Origin of the sequence: Caballeronia concitans (assembly GCF_001544615.1) — a bacterium.
Classification (GTDB): Bacteria; Pseudomonadota; Gammaproteobacteria; order Burkholderiales; family Burkholderiaceae; genus Caballeronia; species Caballeronia concitans.
The window spans coordinates 413,297-434,225 of sequence record NZ_FCNV02000002.1; the positions used below are offsets into that span (position 1 = coordinate 413,297).

Below are 20,929 nucleotides of genomic sequence, written 5' to 3' on the forward strand. Positions count from 1 at the left end.
GTTCACACTTCGATGCATCGAAGCAAAATATAAGCAGTGGAATGGGCGCGTACGCCCGGCTTCCGCGCCGAATGAATGCAGAGCCTTTCGATCAACCTACTGGAGCGAATCATGTCACGCACCGTCACCGAGAAACGCGCGGCCTTCCGTGCATTGCATGCGTCCGGTTGCTTCGTGCTGCCGAACCCCTGGGACGCCGGCAGCGCGCGTTATCTCGCGAGCCTCGGGTTTCAGGCCATCGCGACCACGAGTTCCGGCTTCGCATGGTCGACCGGTCACGCCGACAACAACGTGTCGCGCGATGTCGTCCTCGCGCATCTGCGCACGATGGTCGAAGCCACCGATCTCCCCGTCAACGCGGACTTCGAGAACGGCTTCGGCGCGGACCCGCAGACCGTGGCGCAAAGCGTGACGCTTGCCATCGCGACGGGCGTTGCGGGCTTGTCCATCGAGGATTCCACCGGCGATACGTCCGCGCCGCTGTTTCCAATCGACGTAGCGGTCGCGCGTCTGAAAGCTGCACGTCGTGCCATCGATGAGAACGGCGGCGACACGTTGCTCGTCGGCCGCGCGGAGAACTTCTTCGCGGGCGTGCCCGATCTCGACGATACGCTCGCACGCCTGCGGGCTTACGCGGCTGCGGGCGCGGACTGCCTGTACGCGCCGGGCATCAAGACGCGCGAGCAGATCGAAGCGGTCGTCGCGGCCGTGTCGCCGAAGCCCGTGAACGTGCTGGTAGGCGGTCCATCGGCCTTCACGTTGCAGGACCTTACAGCGCTCGGCGTGCGTCGCGTGAGCGTGGGCGGTGCGCTGGCAAGATCGGCGTGGGGCGGTGTCATGCGCGCGGCGCAAAGCCTCGTCGATGGACGCTTCGACGGTTTCGAAGGCGCGGCTTCAGGCGCGCAGCTCAATGCGCTCTTTCCTGACGATGCTTGAACATCCCTTCGGCGCGGATCGCTTCGTTCATGCCTTCGGCGTCTGAACATGCGCGTCTTCCGCCGGCTCTGCAACCGGCGGTGGCGGTTCGCTCACGGGCAGCGTGAACCAGAAGCGCGCGCCGATCACGCGGCCCTGTTCCTCACGATTCTCCACGCCGATTTCGCCGCCATGCGCCTCGACGATCGCGCGGCAAATGGCGAGCCCCAGTCCCACGCCGGGCAGCGCCGATTCCTTCTCGCCACGCGTGAACTTCTCGAAGAGCCGCGCGGATGCGCCGGGCGGCACGCCCGGTCCGTGATCCTCTATCCACACGCGCACGAGCGGCTTGTCGCCGCTTGTTTCCTCTCTCGCGCCGATCTGTATGTCCGTGCCGCCTGGCGTGTACTTGGCGGCGTTCTCCAGCAGATTGACGAACAGCCGATCCATCAGCACGGCATCGAGTTGCAGCAGCGGAAGATCGCGCGGAATGCGAACCTGCACGCGCCGGCCTTCGAGCGTGCGCTTGAGTGTGGCGAGCGCGGCACCGACCGTTTCCTCCAGCATCGACCATTGACGGTTCAATCGAAGCGCACCCGACTGCAGGCGCGCCATGTCGAGCAGATTGGTCACGACACCGCTCATGCGCAGCGCTTCTTCGTGAATGGCATGGACGATTTCCTGCGTTCCGCCCGGCCATTGCGTATCGCCCGCTTTCTCTTCGAGAATGGACGCGAAGCCGACGATCGACGTGAGCGGCGTACGCAGATCGTGCGATATCGCGGACAGCAACGAGTTGCGCAATCGTTCGGATTCCATATTGATTAGCGCGTCCTGCGCGATCTCGACATAGTGGACGCGTTCGAGCGCAAGCGCGATCTGCGCCGCGAAGGTTTCGAGCATGCGGCGCTGCTCGGGCATGGCAGCGTCGGATCGCTCGCTCACGAATGCAAGCACGCCGCGCGTTCGCATCGGCGCTTTCAACGGAAGATAAAGCGCGTGCGCGGCGGGCAACGTGTCGGTGCCCGCGCCCGCAGGCTTCTGCTGATCGTAGACCCATTGCGCGACATCGAGATCGACGCCCGTCTTGTCGAGCGACGTGTTGGGATCGGATTCCGTCACCTTCTGCTGAACCTTCTCGCTACTGTCGGGCAGCAGGATGGCGGTGCGCGCCTGGAATACATCGGCGATATGCCGCGTGCCGATCTCGATGATCTGCTCGGTCATCAAGGCAGCCGCCAGCTCCTTCGTCATTGCATACATTGCGCCGGTGCGCCGCTCACGCTGCGACGCAATGCGCGCTTCGCGCCGCAGGCTCGATGTCAGATGGCTGATGGTGAGCGATGTCAGCAGCATGACGAAGAACGTGAGCAGGTATTGCGTATCGCTGACGGATAGCGACATGCGCGGCGGCACGAAGAAGAAGTCGAATGCGGCGACGGACATGAACGACAGCATCACGCCGGGTCCGCGCCCGAGCCGCACCGCCGCGAAAATCACGCCGAGCAGATAGAGCATGACGAGGTTCGTCAACGCAATCTGACTCGCGAACAATGCGCTCGCGATCACCGTAAGCGCCGCGCCGATGCCGAACGCCGCGAGATACGCGCGAAGCGGCGAATGACCCGCGTCGCGCCAGAGCGTGAACCGTTGCGAGAACATGTGCCCCGCGTTGCCCGTTGCATCGAGCGAGCCGGTCGAAACAATGGTCACGTCGATGTCGGACGCCTGTGCGATGAGCCGCTCGCTCACCGCGCGATGCATGAATCGCGCCCATCCTTTCGACGCCGATGCGCCCACGATCAGCTTCGACACGTTGCGCATGTGCGCATAGTCGATCAGCGTGGCGGCGGCATCCGCGCCGTCGAGCGTGACGGTTTCCGCGCCGAGGTCCGAAGCGAGCTTGAGCGCGTCGAGCGTGCGCTTGCGCGCGTCGTCGGAGAGCCGCTGCAGGGTCGGCGTTTCGACATAAACCGCAAGCCAGTCCGCCTTGATCGACGAAGCGAGCCGCGCCGCCGCGCGCACGAGCGAGGCCGCCTCGGGACCAGGACCGATACACGCGATAAGCCGCTCGCGCGCACGCCAGATGCGCTCGATGGACTGATCGGCACGATACTCGCGCATCTGCGCATCGACACGATCCGCCGTGCGGCGCAACGCAAGTTCGCGCAACGCAATGAGGTTGCCCTTGCGAAAGAAGTTGCGCACCGCGTGTTCGGCCTGCGTCGGCAGATAGACCTTTCCTTCGCGCAGACGGTCGAGCAATTCCTCTGGCGGCAGATCGACGAGCGTGACTTCATCGGCGAGATCGAACACGCGGTCCGGCACCGTCTCCCACACACGAATGCCCGTGATGCGCCCGACGATATCGTTGAGGCTCTCCAGATGCTGCACGTTGACGGTCGTGTACACGTCGATGCCCGCGTCGAGCAGTTCGTGCACGTCTTGCCAGCGCTTCATGTGACGCGAGCCCTGCACGTTGGAATGCGCGAGTTCATCGACGAGAACGAGTTGCGGCTTGCGCGCGAGCGCTGCATCGAGATCGAACTCGGCGAGGAGCCGCCCGCGATACGCGATGCGCGCGGGCGGCAACGTTTCGAGACCTTCCAGCAGCGCGAGGGTTTCCTTGCGCCCATGCGTTTCGGCGACGCCCACGACGACATCGACGCCCTCTTCACGACGACGACGCGCCGCCTGCAGCATCGCGAACGTCTTGCCGACGCCAGCGGACGCGCCGAAGAACACCTTCAGGCGTCCGCGCTGGCGCTTCTCGTCTTCGCGTTGCAGCCGGTCGAGCAGTTCGTCGGGATTCGGGCGGATCATTGCGTGTGCTCTGCTTGTACCTTTCTGGCGAACTTCCAGTTTAGCGATGAGCCTGATCGAGCGCGAGATTGAGCTTCAGCACATTCACCCTCGGTTCGCCGAGGAAGCCCAACTGACGCCCGGTGCTCGCCTGCGCGACGAGCGCTTCGACTTGCGCGACGTTCATGCCGCGCGCCTTGGCCACCCGCGCAACCTGATACGCAGCGGCCGCCGGGCTGATCTCGGGATCGAGGCCGCTGCCCGACGACGTCGCGAGATCGACGGGAACGGGCGCGGTGTGGTGCGGATCGGCGTCGTGCAGCGCGGCGATGCTCGCCTTGATTTCATCGGCGAGCGCGGGGTTGGTCGGCCCGAGGTTGGAGCCGCTGGAACTGCCCGCGTTATAGGGATTCGGCGTCGTTGCAGAGAGACGCCCCCAGAAATAGCCGGGCGCATCGAACTGTTGGCCGATGATCGCCGAACCGACGACCTGCCCGTCGCGCTCGATCAGACTGCCGTTGGCTTCGTGATGAAACGCGGCCTGCGCGAGCGCCGTCACGACGGCGGGATACACGAGGCCGGTCACGACTGTCAGCGCGACGAACAGCACGAGCGCGGGACGCAGCATGTTTTTCATGATGTCGATACCTTCTTTGGATGCGATGTTCTTAGTGCCAGCCGAGCGCCGCGATGGACATGTCGATCAGCTTGATGAACGGGAATGGCAACACGATCCCGCCCAGGCCGAAGACCCACAGGTTGCGCCTCAGTAACGCAGCCGCGCCCAACGCGCGGTACTTGACGCCCTTCAACGCGAGCGGAATCAGGAACACGATGATCAGCGCGTTGAAGATGACCGCGGACAGAATGGCCGACGAAGGCGACGCGAGATGCATCACGTCAAGCACGCGCAATTGCGGATACGTCGTCGCGAACGCGGCCGGAATGATCGCGAAGTACTTGGCCACGTCGTTGGCGATGGAGAACGTCGTGAGCGATCCGCGCGTCATCAGCATCTGCTTGCCGATCTCGACCACTTCGATGAGCTTCGTCGGGTTCGAATCCAGATCGACCATGTTGCCCGCTTCTTTCGCCGCCTGCGTGCCCGTGTTCATCGCGACGGCCACGTCGGCCTGCGCGAGCGCGGGGGCATCGTTGGTGCCGTCGCCTGTCATCGCCACGAGCCGGCCTTCGGCCTGATGCGCGCGTATCGTCGCGAGCTTGGTCTCGGGCGTCGCTTCGGCCAGGAAGTCATCGACGCCCGCTTCGGCGGCAATCGCAGCAGCCGTCAGACGATTGTCGCCCGTGACCATGATCGTCTTGATGCCCATCTTGCGCAGCTCGGCAAAGCGTTCCTTGATGCCGCCCTTCACGATGTCCTTCAACTCGATCACGCCCAATGCGCGCGCGTTTCCCCGAGCACTTTCTGCAACGACGAGCGGCGTGCTGCCGCGACGCGCGATGTCATCGACTTCGCGCTGCACCTCTTGCGGAAAGCGGCCGCCGCGCTCTTCGACATAGCGCCTCACGGCATCGGCGGCGCCCTTGCGTATCTCGCGATCCGGCAGATCGACGCCGCTCATGCGCGTGTGCGCGCTGAACGAAAGAAACGTGGCGTCGAGCGATGCCATGTCGCGCTCGCGCATCTCGAAGCGCTGCTTCGACAGCACGACGATGCTGCGGCCTTCGGGCGTTTCATCGGCGAGCGATGCGAGTTGCGCCGCATCCGCCAGATCGCGTTCGGCCACGCCCGGCGCAGCTACAAATAAGGATGCCTGACGATTACCGAGCGTGATCGTGCCCGTCTTGTCGAGCAGCAGCACATCGACGTCGCCCGCTGCCTCCACCGCGCGGCCCGACGTGGCGATCACGTTCGCCTGCATCATGCGGCTCATGCCCGCCACGCCGATAGCGGAAAGCAGTCCGCCGATGGTCGTCGGAATGAGACACACGAGCAGCGCGACGAGCGCGGTGATGGTCACCACATGCCCGGACTTCGCCGCTTCCACCGAGAACATGGAGAACGGCAGCAGCGTCGCGGTGGCGAACAGCAGGACGAGCGTGAGCGCGACAAGCAGGATGGTCAACGCAATCTCGTTCGGCGTCTTCTGACGCTTCGCGCCCTCGACCATCGCGATCATGCGGTCGAGAAAGGCTTCGCCGGGATTGACCGTCACCGTCACGACGATCCAGTCCGACAACACGCGCGTGCCGCCCGTCACCGATGAAAAGTCGCCGCCCGACTCGCGTATCACCGGCGCGGATTCACCCGTGATCGCGGATTCGTCCACCGATGCGACGCCTTCGATCACGTCGCCATCGGCGGGAATGACGTCGCCCGCTTCGATCAGCACGACATCGCCCTTGACGAGATCCGTGGACGCCATGATTCGGATGGGCGACTTCGGATGCGGGTCGTTCAGCTTTTTCGCCATCACGTTGTGCTTGGCGCTGCGCAACGAAGCCGCCTGCGCCTTCGACCGCCCTTCCGCGAGCGCCTCCGCGAAGTTCGCGAAGAGCACCGTGAACCAGAGCCACAGCGCGATGGCGAGAATGAAGCTCGCCGGCGCTTCCGCCTGCCCTGCGAGCGCGGCGACCCACAACACGGTGGTCAGAATGCTGCCGACGTACACGCAGAACATCACCGGATTGCGCAATTGCGTGCGCGGCGCGAGCTTCCTGAACGAATCGATCACGGCGGGCTTCACGAGCGCCGGATCGAGCATCGAACGAACTGCCGTGCGCGCCTGCCCGAGATTGTCCGGACGATGCAGCGGCGTCGGTTGTGTCCCATGAGTTTGATGAGTCATATGGTCCTCGGCGATCAGTGGCCTGCAATCATGGTGAGATGTTCGACGATAGGTCCGAGCGCAAGCGCCGGCACATACGTGAGCGCACCGACGAGCAGCAGCGTGCCGAGCAGAAGCACGACGAAGAGCGGGCCGTGCGTCGGCAGCGTTCCCGCCGTGACGGCAAGGCGTTTCTTCGCGGCGAGCGAACCGGCTATGGCGAGCACCGGCACGATGGAGCCGAAGCGACCGAACCACATTGCAATGCCGAGCAGCACGTTATAGAACGGCGTGTTCACCGAAAGGCCCGCGAATGCGCTGCCGTTGTTGTTGCCCGCGGAACTGAACGCATACAGCACTTCCGAGAATCCGTGCGCGCCCGGATTGGCGATGCCCGCGGTGCCCGCCGCCGTCAGCACGGCGATGGACGTGCCCGCGAGCACGAGCAGCGGCGTCAGCAGAATGGCAATGGACACCATCTTCATTTCGAACGCTTCGATTTTCTTGCCAACATATTCAGGCGTCCTTCCTATCATGAGACCGGCCACGAACACCGCCAGCAACGCGAACACGAGCATGCCGTAAAGCCCCGATCCGACGCCGCCGAAGACGACCTCGCCGAGCTGGATGAGCAGCATCGGAATGAGACCGCCGAGCGGCGTCAATGAATCGTGCATGCCGTTCACGGCTCCGCATGAAGCCGCTGTCGTCGCAACGGTGAAGATGCCGGACTGCGCGATGCCGAAGCGCGTCTCCTTGCCTTCCATGTTGCCGCCCGCCTGCGCAGCGGACGCCTGTGCATCCACGCCCAGCGACGCGAATAGGGGATTGCCGGCCTGTTCCGCCGAAATCTCGCCGATGCACGCAGCGGAGAACGCGATGGTCATTGCAGCGAGCACGGCATAGCCTTGCCGCTTGTCGCCGATCATGCGGCCGAACACCACGCACAACGCGGCCGGAATGACGAGCATGGCGAGCATCTGCACGAAGTTGGAGAGCGGCGTCGGGTTCTCGTACGGATGCGCGGAGTTCGCGTTGAAGAAGCCGCCGCCGTTCGTGCCGAGCATCTTGATCGCTTCCTGCGACGCGACGGGTCCCATCGGCAAGGTCTGCTTGTCGGCCTTCACGTTCTGCGTGACGGCCTTGCCTTGCGCATCGGTCGTGATGGTCTGATACGTCGTGACCTGCAGCGTCGGCACTTCCCGATATGCCTTGAAGTTCTGAATGACGCCCTGGCTCACGAAGATCAGCGACACGACGAGCGCCAAGGGCGCAAGCACATATAACGTCGTGCGCGTGAGATCGACCCAGAAGTTGCCGATGGTCTGCGCCGAGTGGCGCTTGAAACCGCGTATCAGCGCGATGACCACCGCAATGCCCGTCGCCGCCGAGAGGAAGTTCTGGACCGTCAGCCCGAGCATCTGAACGAGATAGCCGAGCGCGCTTTCCCCGCCGTAGTCCTGCCAGTTCGTGTTGGTCACGAAGCTGACGGCGGTGTTGAACGCGGCATCGGGCGTCATTGCGCTCATGCCCTGCGGATTGGCCGGCAGCACGTGTTGCAGGCGCAGCAGCGCGTAAAGAAACACGGCTCCGAGTGCGTTGAAGAGCAGCACGGCAAGCGCATAGTGCTTCCACGTCATCTCGGCGTCAGCATCGATACCGGCAATGCGATAAAGCATCGCTTCGACCGGCCGGCCGATCTTGCGCACGACGACAGCGCTTCCCTCCAGCACGTCCGTCATATAACGCCCGAGCGGAACGGCAAGCGCGATCAACACGACGATGAACGCCGCTGTCTGCAATATCGTATTGGCGTTCATTCGAGGTCCTCCGCGCGCAAGAGCGCGTACACGAGGTACACGAGAAGCAGTAGCGTCGAGGCGGCCGCGAGCCACATCATCCATGCGTTCATGCGCGGCCTCCCGTCACGCGGCGGCGCAGGCGTTCGCAGCCGCGCGTGAGCGCCACGCAAAGCCCCCAGAACAGGGCGAGGCCGGCGAGGTAAATGAAGTCCATTGTCTTGTGCTCCCCTTGTGCGGTTCAGGACAAACTGGAGCGTAAGAGAAGGCGCGTGAAGGACGTGCTAAGAACGGGCGCGGGCGTATAAAAATGCCGTAAAGATTGCTGTAGCGCGGGCTGAGGCAAGCGCTGCGAGAACGGCAGCGATCTCGTTTCGGACGCGGCGGTTCACGTGTTGGCGATAACGACTTGCGCCTGGATCTGTCCATCGATAGGTCCAGGCCCGAAGCGTTCCGCAATCGCGACGTTGCATGCTTGCGTGGCGCGCGATAACGCATCGGGGCCGCGCGCCTCTATCTCGAAGCGCAGCGGCGTGCCCTGACAATAGGCGAAGGCGACCGTGTCCGGCGTATCGGCGCGGCTGCTGTCACGCACGACTTCGAACGACACGTCGCCGCTAAAACCGCCTGCCCGCAAGTCGTGCTCGATGAGCGAACGTTCATGGTAACCATGTGGCGTGCGCGCGAGAAACATCGGCGGGTCATCGGCAAAGAGTGTCGACAGCGCCTCGGTTACTGTGAGAGCGAAGTCGTTCTCCTCTATGCCATCCCATATGTTGAAGATGAACGCGCCATTCGCGCGCAACACGCGCCGCACCTCGGCGAAGGCGCGCGCCTTGTCGGGAAAGAACATCGCGCCGAACTGACAGACCACGACATCGAATTGCGCATCGGCGAAGGGCAACTGCATGGCGTCGGCTTGTCGCCAATCGACGGGACGCGTCGTGCCGATCGCTTGCGCGCGATCGAGCATTGCCGGGTTCAAATCGGTCGCGACGATGACGGTGGATGCGGGCAAGGCCTTCACCAACGCACGCGTCACGACGCCCGTTCCCGCTGCGACTTCGAGCACGCGCGCGGGTTGCCGTGCACCCACGCGATCAGCGATGTCGTCGGCGTAACGCTGGAAGATCATCGGCACGAGATACGTGTCGTAGATCTCGGGAACCGGCCCGGCGAAGCGCTTATCGGATGTAAGACCGTCGATCATCTCGCGCTCCTTTGACGATGCGCTCGCAATCAGTCTAGAACACGGAAAGGGCGGCGTGCATGACACGCCGCCCATCCCGATCCACCCGATCATTGCAGGAACCGCATCAAACGACGGCAATGGTCACGTCGATGTTACCGCGCGTCGCCTTCGAATACGGACACGTTTGATGCGCGCCTTCCACGATGGCCGCAGCCACGTCGCGATCGATGCCCGGCAAGCTCACCGACAGCCGCGCACGCAACTGATAGCCGCCATCGTTGGTGCCGAGATCGACTTCGGCATCGACGGCCGTATCGGCGGGCAGACGCACCTGTAGCTTCGCCGCGGCCTTGCTCATCGCGCCGATGAAGCACGCCGACCAGCCGGCCGCGAACAACTGCTCGGGATTGGTGCCCGCGCCGGTCGATCCCGGCGGCGAGAGCTTCACGTCGAGACGATCATCGGAGCTGCGTGCGTGGCCATCGCGGCCTCCTGTGACATGCGTCTTGCCGGTGTAGAGAACGGTGTCGATTGGCTTGGTCATGGTGTGATCCTTCGAGTGTCGTATTTGAATGAGCGATTCAGCTACCGCGATACAGGCTCGCAAGCGCGGCGACCTGTCCGCTCTTTTGCGCCTGCACGAGTTCGCTGCGCACTTCCGCGCGCGTCTTGCCCATGTCGCGATGCGTCTGCTGTGCGACGGGCGTGCCGGTCATGGCGGCGTTATCGGTGACGGCGGCTTGCGCGGCTCCGGCAAAGGCGCTGGCGGAGAGTACGAAAGCGATGATCGAAGTCTTCATGATGTTCCTCTGCGATTAAGGTTGAAGTGGCGGCTTGCAGTGTCTGCTGCCGTTGACGCATTGAAACGCCGCGGTGTATCCGCCATGTTTCAGGAAAGCGCCCCGTTCGAATCCTTATGTATCGCGCAAAACAGCGGATACACTGGGATACAAAACGCCCGCCGCAAGCGTCGAACGCGCGCGCGTTTCGGGCTATAACGCTTCTATCGTCCATGCTGGGGTCATGTCGTGAAGCGTATGCTCGCAATCGTCGCCTTTGTCGCGGGAGGACTCGCGGCGGAACTGGCGCATCCGGTGCAATGCCTGCTTGTGGGTTCCGCCCGGGTGCAATTCAAGCGCAAGAAGTCATGAGCGAGCGATGGAAACCACAGACCACGTGTTGATCGTCGACGACGACCGCGGCATCCGCGAACTGCTCGCGACATATCTCGAGAAGAACGGCATGCGCGTATCGCTCGCCGCGAACGGGCGGCAGATGCGCGCCGTGCTCGAACAAGGCACGCCCGATCTGATCGTGCTGGATCTCATGCTGCCCGGCGAAGATGGCCTCGTGCTATGCCGCGAACTGCGCGCGGGCAAGTTCCGCTCGGTTCCGGTGCTGATGCTCACCGCGCGCAACGAAGAAGCGGACCGCATTCTCGGCCTCGAAATGGGCGCGGACGACTATCTGCCGAAGCCCTTCGCCGTGCGCGAACTGCTTGCGCGCATGCGCTCCGTGCTGCGGCGCACGCGCATGCTTCCGCCCGGCATGCAGGTGACGGAGACCGCGCCGATGCTTGCCTTCGGCGACTGGCGACTCGATACGACGGCCCGCCATCTGCTCGATGCCGAAGGCACGATGGTCGCGCTATCCGGCGCCGAATATCGCTTGCTGCGTGTGTTTCTCGATCATCCGCAACGCGTGCTCACGCGCGATCAATTGCTCAATCTGACGCAAGGACGCCAGGCGGATGCATTCGATCGCTCCATCGATCTTCTCGTGAGCCGGCTGCGTCAACGCTTGCGGGACGAAGCGCGCGAGCCTCGCTACATCAAGACGCTGCGCAGCGAGGGCTATGTGTTCTCCGCCGCCGTGACGCCGCTTTCCGGCGGGGAATGATCGAACATGGACGCATCGACCAAAGCGCCGTTCGCTGCTGCAACATGGCCGCACTGGCCGCGCACGCTTTTCGCGCGGCTCGCGTTGATTCTGCTGATCGGGCTCGCGCTCGCACAAGCGGCCGCGTTCTGGCTCACGATGACCGAGCGCGATCAAAGCATGACCAACGTGATGACGGGCTATGTCGAACGCGAAGTGGCAAGCTCCGTCGCGCTGCTCGATCATCTGCCGCCCGACGAGCGCGCCGCGTGGCTGCCACGGCTCGCGCGGCGCAGCTATGCGTTCATGCTGGGCCCCGGCGTGAGCGGCGCCCCGCCCGATGCCGCGTTATCGGAGCGCTTCGCGCAGTCCATCGCGGAAGGCATCGGCAAGCGCTATCCGCTGACGGTGAACACGGTGCCCGGCCATGCAGAGCGCTTTCAGGTGCACTTGCGCCTGAGCGACGGCTCGCCGCTCACCATCGACATGCGGCCCATGCAGGGCACGCCTGTATCCGGCTGGCTGCCGTTCGTGCTCGCGCTGCAACTCGCGGTGATCGTCGCGTGTTGCTGGATCGCGGTGCGGCTCGCGACGCGCCCGCTCGCACAACTCGCTCACGCCGCCGATACGCTCGGCCCCGATCTCAAGGGTCAGCGTTTGCCCGAGCAAGGTCCGGAAGAAGTCGTGCGCGCGGCGAAGGCGTTTAATGCGATGCAGGACCGCGTCGCGATGTACATGACGCAGCGCATGCAGATACTCGCCGCCATCACGCACGATCTGCAAACGCCCATCACGCGCATGCGCCTGCGCGTCGACGTAATGGACGACGACGCGACCGGCGCGAAACTGCAGCAGGATTTGCAGGAGATGGAAACGCTCGTCAAGGAAGGCGTGACCTACGCGCGCACGCTGCACGGCACGCAGGAAGCGGCGGTGCGCATCGATCCGGATGCGCTCATCGAAAGCATCGTCGATGATTACCACGACGCGCGCAAGGAGGTGTCGCTCGAAGGGCGCATCGGGCATGCGCTCGTCACGCGTCCGCAGGCGTTGCGGCGCATCGTCGGCAATCTCGTCGACAATGCGCTGAAGTTCGCGGGCGCTGCCGAGATTCACGTCGAAGCCCTGCCCGATGGCCGCGCGCGCGTCTCCGTGATGGATCGCGGCCCCGGCATTCCCGACGAATCGCTCGAAGCGGTATTCGAGCCGTTCGTCAGGCTCGAAGGCTCGCGCAACAGAAGCACGGGCGGCACGGGTCTGGGGCTTGCCATCGCGCGTCAGCTTGCGCGCGCGATGGATGCGAGCCTGACTTTGCATCACCGCGAAGACGGCGGCCTCGAAGCGCGGCTCGTGCTGTAATCAGCCGAACGTGAAGGCGTAGGCGCGCGCGCCCGCATCGAGGAACTCGATCTCGAACGTGCGATCGTCGACCGGCCCGCTCTGCCGTACCAGCTGATAGAGACGCGCGGCGGTCACGACGCCGTTGCCGTCGGCATCGATATCCGCACCGTGCGATGCGCCCGGCGGCTTGCCATCGATCGTGATGCGGATGCAAACCGGCTTGCCGTCGTCGGCGGGCGCGAGCACGAGATGCAGGTCGCGCGCATGAAAGCGATAGGCAAGACGCGCATGCGAAGCGCTTGCCACGGCCGCTTCCGTGCGTACGTTCCATTGCCCGCCGATGCCCCAGTCGTTCAAGGCAAGACGCTGCGGCAGCGTATAAGCAGTGGACGCATCGCGGATCACGCGCTGCTCCGGCGTTGCACCTTGCGACTCGCCATAACCCAGATACGTTTCGTTCGATTCGAGATGCGCAGGATCGGCGGCCACTTGTGTACCGCTTGGCTTTGCCGGCTCATCGCCGCTTGGCTGTGTCATTTCGTTCGTTTTCCCAAGCAATTGCCGAATCGAGCGTTCGGCGTCGTCATAATTGCCTTCTCCGAAATGGTGATAGCGCACGCGCCCTTCTGCATCGACGATATAGAAAGCCGGCCAATAGCGATTGCCGAACGCTTGCCAGATGCGGTAGTCGTTATCCACGGCCACGGGATACGACACGTTCAGATCGCGCAACGCGCGCTTCACGTTGGCCGTGTCGTGCTCGAAACCGAACTCCGGTGTATGCACGCCGAGCACAACGAGGCCGTCATTGCCGTATCGCTGCGCCCACGTCTTCAGATACGGCAACGTGCGCAGGCAATTGATGCACGAGTACGTCCAGAAGTTCACGACCACGACCTTGCCGCGCAATGCATCGCGCGAAAGCGGCGGTGAATTGAGCCATTGCGTTGCGCCATCGAGCGCCGGGAGCGTGCCTTCAACCGGCAGCGGCGGCGGCATCGGCGTCGAAGCGCGAACGATGTGCGGCTTCTGCTTCTCGTCGCGTGCGGACAGCAAGCCGACGAGCCTGCTCTCGATGCCATCCGTCGATACGCCTTTCACGAGTGCGAGCACGCGCGTATCCGCACCCGCTGCGATGGTCGCGACGCTCAGCAGCACGAGCGCGCCCATCGCGCGGCGCACGTGTTCGCCCAAGCCCGACGAACGCTTGAGCGCGTCGAGCGCACGCTTGCCGAGCGACGATGCCACCGCGAGCGCGAACGCTGCGCCCGCCGCATAGGCGGCGAGTGCGGCGCCGGTTTTCCACGTTGCGCCATCGAGCGCCGCGCCCGAGAGAATCGCGCCGAGAATGGGACCCGCACACGGCGCCCACAGCAGCCCCGTCGCGGCGCCGAGCAGCAGCGAAGGCACGATACTTCGCGATGCGTCCTGCGCCTGCGATCGCGCGATGAGCCTGTCCGCAAGCGCCGAAAGCGGACGCGTGATGCGCGTCGCCACGGCGGGCAGCATGAGCGATGCACCGAAGAGCGCGAGCATCGCGAGGGCGATCCATCGGCCATACTGGTTGAACTGCGCCGCACCCGCGAGACCCGCCGCGCCGAGGCTGGTTACGAGCGCGAACGTGCCGGCGAGACCGGCAAGGAGCGGCAGACGATCGGTCAGAAAAGGCCGGTCCGAACGCGCGAATATGAACGGAACGACGGGCAGAATGCACGGGCTGAGAATGGTGAATGCGCCGCCAAGCAACGCAATGACGATGAGCAGCATGAGAGCCTCCACGCGAATGAACGATGGCGCTTATTTCAAGGCTCGCATGTATCGCGCGGATGTCCGGTTTGCCGTGTTCTGTATCGCAATGTATCCGGCGTGTACCGTGACACACGGCGATGCGATCGCCCGCATCACCCGACATAGAGTGGATACAAGGGCGCGCTTCAATGCGTTCGAACATCCATCATCGAGGAGGTCATCATGTTCGGTCGTCTCAGGATCGCAGCCGTCGCAGTGGGCATAGCGGCTACCGCTGCAGTCGCGGCGTTCGCATCGGGCAGCGTCTCGGCGCTCGCGCCCGCGGCTATCGCAGTCGGTGCGGATGCGCCTGATTTTCAGGGCATCGACAACTGGTTCAACAGTGCGCCGCTCGAATTAAGCAAGTTGCGCGGCAAGGTCGTGCTCGTCGATTTCTGGACCTTCGACTGCATCAACTGTGCGCACACGCTTCCGTATATCAAGGAGTGGAACGCGCGTTATCGCGACAAGGGGCTCGTCGTGGTCGGCGTGCATTCGCCGGAATTCGCATTCGAGCGCGATACGGGTAATCTCAAGCAGGCGATTGCGCGCAACGGCATTACTTATGCAGTCGCTCAAGACAACCGCTTCGCGACATGGCGCGCCTATGGCAATCAATATTGGCCCGCGCTTTATTTGATCGATCAGAACGGCAAGCTGGTCTATAGCCACTTCGGCGAAGGTCAGTATGCGCAGACCGAGCAGAAGATTCGTGGGCTGCTAGCGCTCGATGCCAAGTGACGCAAGCGCGAGACTGCATCGCATCCTTCTTGCTTCTGACGATTCGCGTCGCGCGCATGCAACCGCATACGGCGACGGATCCTAGCGAATCATCAGCCGGATTCACTCGGGCCAAGGAGGAGCGATGTACCGCACCGCAGTCACATCCCACATTCGTTCTGCAATTCTTGCTGCACTGATTGCAGTGCTTACCGCATGCGGCGGAGGAAGCGATTCGAACACCAGCAACCCGTCCGCGCCTGCGGGCGGTGTCCATCTGCAAGTCGTGGCGTTCGGCGACAGCCTCTCGGATGCGGGAACGTATGCGCCGATCGCGAGCGTGGTCGGCGGCGGGCGCTTCACCACGAATCCCGGCCAGGTATGGGCGCAGGACGTGGCACAGTATTACGGCGATACGCTGACGCCCGCCTACACCATCGACATCGGGCACGAACTGCACGCGCAAGGCGGATTCGATTATGCGCAAGGCGGCTCCACGGTCGCGACGCCCGCTAATCAGTATCAGTTTTTGACCGACGTGATCGGCAACATTCAGATGCCCGTTACGCAGCAGCTTTCAAACTATCTCGGCACGCATGGCAGCTTCAACGCGAATCAGTTGGTGCTGGTCTGGGCAGGCTCGAATGACGTGCTTCGCGCGGGCAGCCCGCCCGCGGCCAACACGACCGTCCAGGCGGCCGCCACGACACTCGCTCAACTCGTCGCGCAGATCGTGCAGAACGGGGCGACGCATGTGGTGGTGGTCAATCTGCCGAACATCGGCATATCGCCTCAGGGCCTCAAAACGCCCGATGGCGGCGCGAACTACACACAGCTTTCGCAACTCTTCAACGCGACGCTGAACGCTGCCCTTCAAACCAATGGCGTGCAGGGCAAAGTCGTTGTCGTCGATTCATACACATGGACGACGCAGACCATCGCGAACTATCAGGCCAATGGCTTCGTGGTCTCGAACACCGGCCAGGCGTGCGACCCGTCGAAAACGCCCCGCGATACGGCGCTGCTGTGTTCCCCCGCGACATACACCGCGTCGAACGCGGATCAGACTTACATGTTCGCCGATGAATTGCATCCGACCACGCGCATGCACGCGCTCTTTGCGCAATACGTCGAGCAGCAGATTGCCGCGAGCGGGCTTGGGCATTGAATGCCGGTTGAATGAGACGGCGCGCGAACGATCAGGCGCGCGAGTCCGAATCGCGCGGCACGTCGTTCGCGACAGCGGATTTCGAACGCGTAAGCGCAAGCAGGCTTTGCTGCAGGCAATAGAGAACGAGCCGCGATTGTTCTGTTCCCCTTCCCGATTTCGCTTGTCTGGCGAGGCGCTCGCTTTGCGCCTCGATCATCCGATGGCAGTCTTCGATGCGGACATCGACACATTCCATTCGTGACGTTGAGTGCATTTCGCGCGGTCCGACACGCGGGGAATTCGACATGCGGTGCTCGTGTAAGTGACGACACGCGCCAGGTCCAGCGCATTCCTCAGAATTCAGGCCTAGGTCCATATTAGCGCGCTTTTGTATCTTCTTCAGAAGCAGGTGTCGAGCGCGCCATTCATCCGCACTTTTCTCCGCCTTGCATGTGTATTAAATGCAAGGAATGCGTTACACAATGAAAGCAACTCCGCAGTAACTGTCCAACTTACTTCCAGCGTCGAATGCCTTTTATCTCGACTTATTGGCGACACGTCTTCCTTTGCTAAGCTGTCCGCCATGCCCGATATCAAGCTGACGCGTCCTCTCGACGACACCCCCGCTCTTTCTCGAGCCGACCGCGTCTATTACGCCCTGCGCGACGAAATCTTCGACATGCAGCTCTTGCCCGGCGACCGTCTCACGGAAGGCGCGATCGCCGAGCGCTTCGCCGTCTCGCGCACGCCCGCGCGCGAAGCGCTGCAACGCCTGCAAAGCGATGGCCTGATGCGCGGCTACGTGCGCGGCGGCTGGGAAGTTGCGCCCATCGACAACAAGCGCTTCGACGATCTCTATGAAATGCGCCAGATGATCGAGACCTTCGCCGTGCGCAAGCTCTGCGACGAAGCGGCTCAATCGGTCGAACTGCATCTGCTGCTCGACGCGCTCGACCGCGTGTGGAAGGTTCGGCGCGCGCAACGCATTACCGATGGCGGCACGCTCGTCGGACTCGATGAAGCCCTGCATCACGCGCTCGTCGCCGCTGCCGGCAACGACGAACTCACCGCGACCATGCAGCGCGTGACGGACCGCATCCGCGTGGTGCGGCGGCTCGATCTCGTACAGGGCGACGGCATCGCCGATACCTACGACGAACACGCCGCGATTCTCGATGCCATTCGCGCCGGCGATGCAACGACGAGCGTTCGACTCGTCTCGCAGCACATAGGCGGAAGCCAGTCGAGCGTGCGCGGCCTCACGATGCAACGCCTTCTCGCCGCGCGCACCGAAACGGGGCCGGACGTCAGCGGCCACGCACCGGCAAGGCTTCGGCGCACCATCTGACGGCGTGTTCGGCGCGCTTGCATTCATCCATCATGCATCGCTGAAAGCCTTATCCAACAAGGCCGCTCAGGGTTTTTACCAACGCATGGCACGGATCTGGCATTGAGCGATTCCGTTGTATACAAGGAAACGTCATGCCTCTCGAAGTCACTGCAGCACACGCGCCGTTCAAGGCGAACACGTTGAACCCCACGCGCGGAATGCGCGGCATGGCGGTCGCGCCGCATGCGCTCGCGTCCCAAAGCGCGCTTGCCGTGTTGCGCGAAGGCGGCAATGCAGTCGAAGCGATGATCGCGGCGGCATCGACCATCGCGGTGGTTTATCCGCACATGAACAGCATCGGCGGCGACGGCTTCTGGCTCATCTCGCGGCCGGGGCATGCGCCCATCGGCATCGAGGCATGCGGCGCGGCCGCGATGCGCGCGGACATCGACACGTATCGCGCGCTCGGACTCGATGCGATTCCCGCGCGCGGCCCGCTCGCGGCGAACACGGTTGCGGGCACCGTCTCCGGCTGGGACTTCGCGCAGCGCTTCTCGAAGGGCGCCCTCGGCGGCAAGCTGCCCGTCGCGCGCCTGCTCGAAGACGCGATCCATTATGCGAAGCACGGCATTCCGGTGACGCGCAGCCAGGCCGAGTGCATCGCGGTCAAGCGCGGCGAACTGCAGCACGTACCGGGCTTTGCGCAGACCTTCATGCCCGATGATCGCGCGCCGCAAACGGGCGAACGCTTCGTCAACGCGCGCCTTGCCGCGACGCTGCAACAACTCGCCGATGCGGGCCTCGACGACTTCTATCGCGGCGACCTTGCGCGCAGCATCGCGCGCGACTTGTCGTCGATGGAAACGCTCATCACGCTGGAAGACCTCGAACGTCATCGCGCACGCGAACGCACGCCGCTCGAACTGAAGCACACGCTCGGCACCGTCTACAACATGCCGCCACCCACGCAAGGCCTCGTTTCGCTGCTGATTCTCGGCGTGCTCGACCGCGTGCTGAAGGACGACATGGACCCGCTCGGTCCCGAGTTCGTGCATGCGTGCGTCGAAGCGACGAAGCTCGCGTTCAAGGTTCGCGACGAGCATGTCACCGATCCGGACCACATGCGTATCGATCCGATCACGCAGCTCGATCCCGCCGCGCTCGATGCAATGGCGCAACAGGTGTCGATGTCGACGGCCGCATCGTGGGGCAAGGGACGCGGTCCCGGCGACACGGTATGGATGGGCGTGATCGATGGCGACGGCGTCGCGGTGAGCTTCATCCAGAGCATCTATCACGAGTTCGGCAGCGGCATCGTGCTGCCGCAATCGGGCATCAACTGGCAGAACCGGGGATGCAGCTTCTCGCTCGATGCGTCGTCGCTCAATCCGCTGATGCCGGGACGCCGCCCTTTCCATACGCTGAATCCCGCGCTCGCGCAGTTCGCCGATGGCCGCACGATGGTCTACGGAAACATGGGCGGCGACGGCCAGCCGCAATCGCAAAGCGCGGTGTTCTCGCGCATCGCGCGTTTCGGCTGGAATCCGCAGGCCGCGATCGATGCGCCGCGCTGGCTGCTCGGCCGCACGTGGGGCCAATCGACCGATTCGCTCAAGCTCGAAGCGCGCTTCCCGGTTCAAACCATCGACGCGTTGCGCGCGCTCGGCCACGAAGTCGAAGTGCTCGCCGCCTACGACGAAGCGATGGGCCACGCTGGCGCAATCATTCGTCATCCTGACGGTTCCTTCGAAGCGGGTCACGATCCGCGAAGCGACGGCGCCTGTGCAGGCTTTTAGCGCTTAAACACCGCATCACGCATGAAGTTGCAAAGTCATCCGGTTCCGCATTCGGCGGCACCGGAGGGCGGCGCTCATCCATTTTTATCCGAATCATCCGGGGAAAGCACATGAACACACGCACCCAAACGCTGCACGACGATGCCTCGATCTCGCCTGCCGTGGCCGCCCACAACCGCTGGCTGCAACTCGCGCTCGGCCTCGTCTGCATGATGGCGATATCGAGTCCGCAATACGTTTGGACGCTATTGACGAAGCCGCTGTCCGCGAAGCTAGGCGTGCCGCTGCCTGAATTGCAGGTGACGTTCTCGCTGCTCATCATTCTCCAGACGTTCTTCTCGCCGTTTCAGGGCAAGCTGATCGACCGCTTCGGCCCGCGCCTTCTGATCTCGCTCGGCACCGTGATGTCGGGCCTCAGCTGGGTGCTCGCATCGATGGCGACGAGCACGTCGATGCTCTATCTCACGTACGGTCTCGTCGGCGGTCTCGGCACGGGCATCGTGTATGTGGGTGTCGTCGGCCTGATGGTGCGCTGGTTTCCCGACCGGCGCGGCTTCGCGGCCGGCGCGGTCGCGGCGGGCTACGGCATGGGCGCGATCGTGACGACGTTCCCCATTACTGCATCGCTTGCGTCGCGCGGTCTCGATGCAACGCTGTGGATCTATGGCATCGCGTTCGCGGTCGTCGGCTTCGTTGCGTCGCAAGGCTTGCGCACGCCGAATGCCGTTGCGCCGATGAAGGCCGCGACGCTCGCCGCTGCATCGAACGTGCCGAATCTGCGCCCGTCGCAAATGATGAAGTCGCCGCTCTTCTGGCTCATGTTCGCGATGATGACGATGATGTCCACCTCGGGCCTCATGGTCACCTCGCAGATGGCGACGTTTGCCGCCGACTTCGGCATCACGAAGGTGATGGTGTTCGGCATGGCCGCGTTGCCGCTCGCGCTGACCATCGACCGCTTCACGAACGGCCTCACGCGTCCGCTGTTCGGCTGGGTGTCCGACCGTTTCGGCCGCGAAAACACGATGTTTTTTGCGTTCGCGCTCGAAGGCGTCGCGATGGCGCTGTGGCTCATGACACGCGAGAACGCCGTGCTCTTCGTGCTGCTTTCGGGCGTCGTGTTCTTCGGCTGGGGCGAAATCTTCTCGCTGTTTCCGTCGACGTTGACGGATACGTTCGGCACGCGCCACGCCACCGAGAACTACGGCTGGCTGTATATCTCGCAGGGCATCGGCTCGATCTTCGGCGGACCGCTCGCTGCGTTGCTGCATCAACATGCGGGCAGCTGGACGCCGGTGTTCGCATCGGCGATCACGCTGGACATCGTCACCGCCGTGCTCGCCCTGTTCATGCTGAAGCCGATGCGCGCGCGTTTTCTCGCTGCAAATCGCGGAGCGTGACTTGAACGGCCGTCCGCACGCTCGTGTCG

17 protein-coding genes are annotated in these 20,929 nt (G+C 63.7%); 8 read left to right on the forward strand and 9 right to left on the reverse strand.

The genetic code is table 11. From position 1 onward, the window contains the following. The first annotated feature begins 111 nt into the window (after positions 1-111). A complete protein-coding gene (locus AWB72_RS07985; RefSeq protein WP_040049732.1) occupies positions 112-936 on the forward strand; it encodes an isocitrate lyase/PEP mutase family protein in 825 nt (274 codons plus the stop codon). Positions 937-963: 27 nt separating this feature from the next. Here the strand turns inward: AWB72_RS07985 and AWB72_RS07990 are convergent, their stop codons facing one another. The 8 genes from AWB72_RS07990 to AWB72_RS08025 form a co-directional block, all read right to left on the reverse strand. After that, positions 964-3,738: a DUF4118 domain-containing protein gene (locus AWB72_RS07990; protein ID WP_040049731.1), complete on the reverse strand. Its 2,775-nt coding sequence runs from the start codon at positions 3,736-3,738 to the stop codon at positions 964-966. Between the two features lie 40 nt (positions 3,739-3,778). Beyond that, on the reverse strand, positions 3,779-4,354 hold the full coding sequence (gene kdpC / locus AWB72_RS07995; RefSeq protein ID WP_040049730.1) for a potassium-transporting ATPase subunit KdpC: 576 nt from the start codon (positions 4,352-4,354) through the stop codon (positions 3,779-3,781). Positions 4,355-4,385: 31 nt separating this feature from the next. Then, complete coding sequence (gene kdpB / locus AWB72_RS08000; protein ID WP_040049729.1) at positions 4,386-6,443, reverse strand: potassium-transporting ATPase subunit KdpB; 2,058 nt, start codon at positions 6,441-6,443, stop codon at positions 4,386-4,388. A 98-nt stretch (positions 6,444-6,541) separates the two neighbouring features. After that, the gene (gene kdpA, locus AWB72_RS08005) at positions 6,542-8,326 is read right to left on the reverse strand and encodes a potassium-transporting ATPase subunit KdpA (protein ID WP_087127996.1); all 1,785 of its coding nucleotides are present in this window, start codon (positions 8,324-8,326) and stop codon (positions 6,542-6,544) included. Continuing rightward, complete coding sequence (gene kdpF / locus AWB72_RS08010; RefSeq protein ID WP_040049727.1) at positions 8,323-8,418, reverse strand: K(+)-transporting ATPase subunit F; 96 nt, start codon at positions 8,416-8,418, stop codon at positions 8,323-8,325. Before kdpF ends, kdpA begins: the two co-directional genes overlap by 4 nt. 275 nt (positions 8,419-8,693) lie before the next feature. After that, positions 8,694-9,515, reverse strand: a complete 822-nt coding sequence (locus tag AWB72_RS08015) for a class I SAM-dependent methyltransferase (protein ID WP_040049726.1) — start codon at positions 9,513-9,515, stop codon at positions 8,694-8,696. A gap of 106 nt (positions 9,516-9,621) precedes the next feature. Further along, complete coding sequence (locus AWB72_RS08020) at positions 9,622-10,041, reverse strand: organic hydroperoxide resistance protein (protein ID WP_040049725.1); 420 nt, start codon at positions 10,039-10,041, stop codon at positions 9,622-9,624. Between the two features lie 37 nt (positions 10,042-10,078). Continuing rightward, entirely contained in the window at positions 10,079-10,297 is a 219-nt protein-coding gene (locus AWB72_RS08025; RefSeq protein WP_040049724.1) for a DUF4148 domain-containing protein, read from the reverse strand. Between the two features lie 358 nt (positions 10,298-10,655). Here AWB72_RS08025 and AWB72_RS08030 point away from each other — a divergent pair, with 358 nt between their 5' ends. Both AWB72_RS08030 and AWB72_RS08035 read left to right on the forward strand, forming a co-directional pair. Further along, positions 10,656-11,396, forward strand: coding sequence for a response regulator (locus AWB72_RS08030; RefSeq protein WP_040049723.1), 741 nt, complete (start codon positions 10,656-10,658; stop codon positions 11,394-11,396). Between the two features lie 6 nt (positions 11,397-11,402). Next, a complete protein-coding gene (locus tag AWB72_RS08035; RefSeq protein ID WP_040049722.1) occupies positions 11,403-12,734 on the forward strand; it encodes an ATP-binding protein in 1,332 nt (443 codons plus the stop codon). Here AWB72_RS08035 and AWB72_RS08040 read toward each other — a convergent pair whose 3' ends face one another. Beyond that, a complete protein-coding gene (locus AWB72_RS08040; protein WP_040049721.1) occupies positions 12,735-14,483 on the reverse strand; it encodes a cytochrome c biogenesis protein DipZ in 1,749 nt (582 codons plus the stop codon). Positions 14,484-14,687: 204 nt separating this feature from the next. On the opposite strand from AWB72_RS08040, the gene AWB72_RS08045 reads away from it, so the two are divergent. From AWB72_RS08045 to oxlT, 5 genes are all read left to right on the forward strand, one after another. Then, entirely contained in the window at positions 14,688-15,245 is a 558-nt protein-coding gene (locus AWB72_RS08045) for a thioredoxin family protein (RefSeq protein ID WP_040049720.1), read from the forward strand. Positions 15,246-15,369: 124 nt separating this feature from the next. Further along, on the forward strand, positions 15,370-16,392 hold the full coding sequence (locus AWB72_RS08050; protein ID WP_040049719.1) for an SGNH/GDSL hydrolase family protein: 1,023 nt from the start codon (positions 15,370-15,372) through the stop codon (positions 16,390-16,392). A 565-nt stretch (positions 16,393-16,957) separates the two neighbouring features. After that, positions 16,958-17,722 (forward strand): GntR family transcriptional regulator, encoded by a 765-nt coding sequence (locus AWB72_RS08055; RefSeq protein WP_040049718.1) that lies wholly within the window; start codon positions 16,958-16,960, stop codon positions 17,720-17,722. A gap of 134 nt (positions 17,723-17,856) precedes the next feature. Beyond that, positions 17,857-19,500: a gamma-glutamyltransferase family protein gene (locus AWB72_RS08060; protein ID WP_040049717.1), complete on the forward strand. Its 1,644-nt coding sequence runs from the start codon at positions 17,857-17,859 to the stop codon at positions 19,498-19,500. Positions 19,501-19,610: 110 nt separating this feature from the next. Further along, positions 19,611-20,900 carry an oxalate/formate MFS antiporter gene (gene oxlT, locus AWB72_RS08065; protein WP_040049716.1) on the forward strand — a complete coding sequence of 430 codons (1,290 nt, stop codon included), beginning with the start codon at positions 19,611-19,613 and terminating at the stop codon, positions 20,898-20,900. Positions 20,901-20,929 lie beyond the last annotated feature (29 nt).

Coding starts and splice junctions, on each gene's coding strand:
- AWB72_RS07985 (WP_040049732.1), top strand. CDS start 112: ATGTCACGCACCGTCACCGAGAAACGCGCGGCCTTCCGTGCATTGCAT.
- AWB72_RS07990 (WP_040049731.1), bottom strand. CDS start 3,738: ATGATCCGCCCGAATCCCGACGAACTGCTCGACCGGCTGCAACGCGAA.
- kdpC (WP_040049730.1), bottom strand. CDS start 4,354: ATGAAAAACATGCTGCGTCCCGCGCTCGTGCTGTTCGTCGCGCTGACA.
- kdpB (WP_040049729.1), bottom strand. CDS start 6,443: ATGCTCGATCCGGCGCTCGTGAAGCCCGCCGTGATCGATTCGTTCAGG.
- kdpA (WP_087127996.1), bottom strand. CDS start 8,326: ATGAACGCCAATACGATATTGCAGACAGCGGCGTTCATCGTCGTGTTG.
- kdpF (WP_040049727.1), bottom strand. CDS start 8,418: ATGAACGCATGGATGATGTGGCTCGCGGCCGCCTCGACGCTACTGCTT.
- AWB72_RS08015 (WP_040049726.1), bottom strand. CDS start 9,515: ATGATCGACGGTCTTACATCCGATAAGCGCTTCGCCGGGCCGGTTCCC.
- AWB72_RS08020 (WP_040049725.1), bottom strand. CDS start 10,041: ATGACCAAGCCAATCGACACCGTTCTCTACACCGGCAAGACGCATGTC.
- AWB72_RS08025 (WP_040049724.1), bottom strand. CDS start 10,297: ATGAAGACTTCGATCATCGCTTTCGTACTCTCCGCCAGCGCCTTTGCC.
- AWB72_RS08030 (WP_040049723.1), top strand. CDS start 10,656: ATGGAAACCACAGACCACGTGTTGATCGTCGACGACGACCGCGGCATC.
- AWB72_RS08035 (WP_040049722.1), top strand. CDS start 11,403: ATGGACGCATCGACCAAAGCGCCGTTCGCTGCTGCAACATGGCCGCAC.
- AWB72_RS08040 (WP_040049721.1), bottom strand. CDS start 14,483: ATGCTGCTCATCGTCATTGCGTTGCTTGGCGGCGCATTCACCATTCTC.
- AWB72_RS08045 (WP_040049720.1), top strand. CDS start 14,688: ATGTTCGGTCGTCTCAGGATCGCAGCCGTCGCAGTGGGCATAGCGGCT.
- AWB72_RS08050 (WP_040049719.1), top strand. CDS start 15,370: ATGTACCGCACCGCAGTCACATCCCACATTCGTTCTGCAATTCTTGCT.
- AWB72_RS08055 (WP_040049718.1), top strand. CDS start 16,958: ATGCCCGATATCAAGCTGACGCGTCCTCTCGACGACACCCCCGCTCTT.
- AWB72_RS08060 (WP_040049717.1), top strand. CDS start 17,857: ATGCCTCTCGAAGTCACTGCAGCACACGCGCCGTTCAAGGCGAACACG.
- oxlT (WP_040049716.1), top strand. CDS start 19,611: ATGAACACACGCACCCAAACGCTGCACGACGATGCCTCGATCTCGCCT.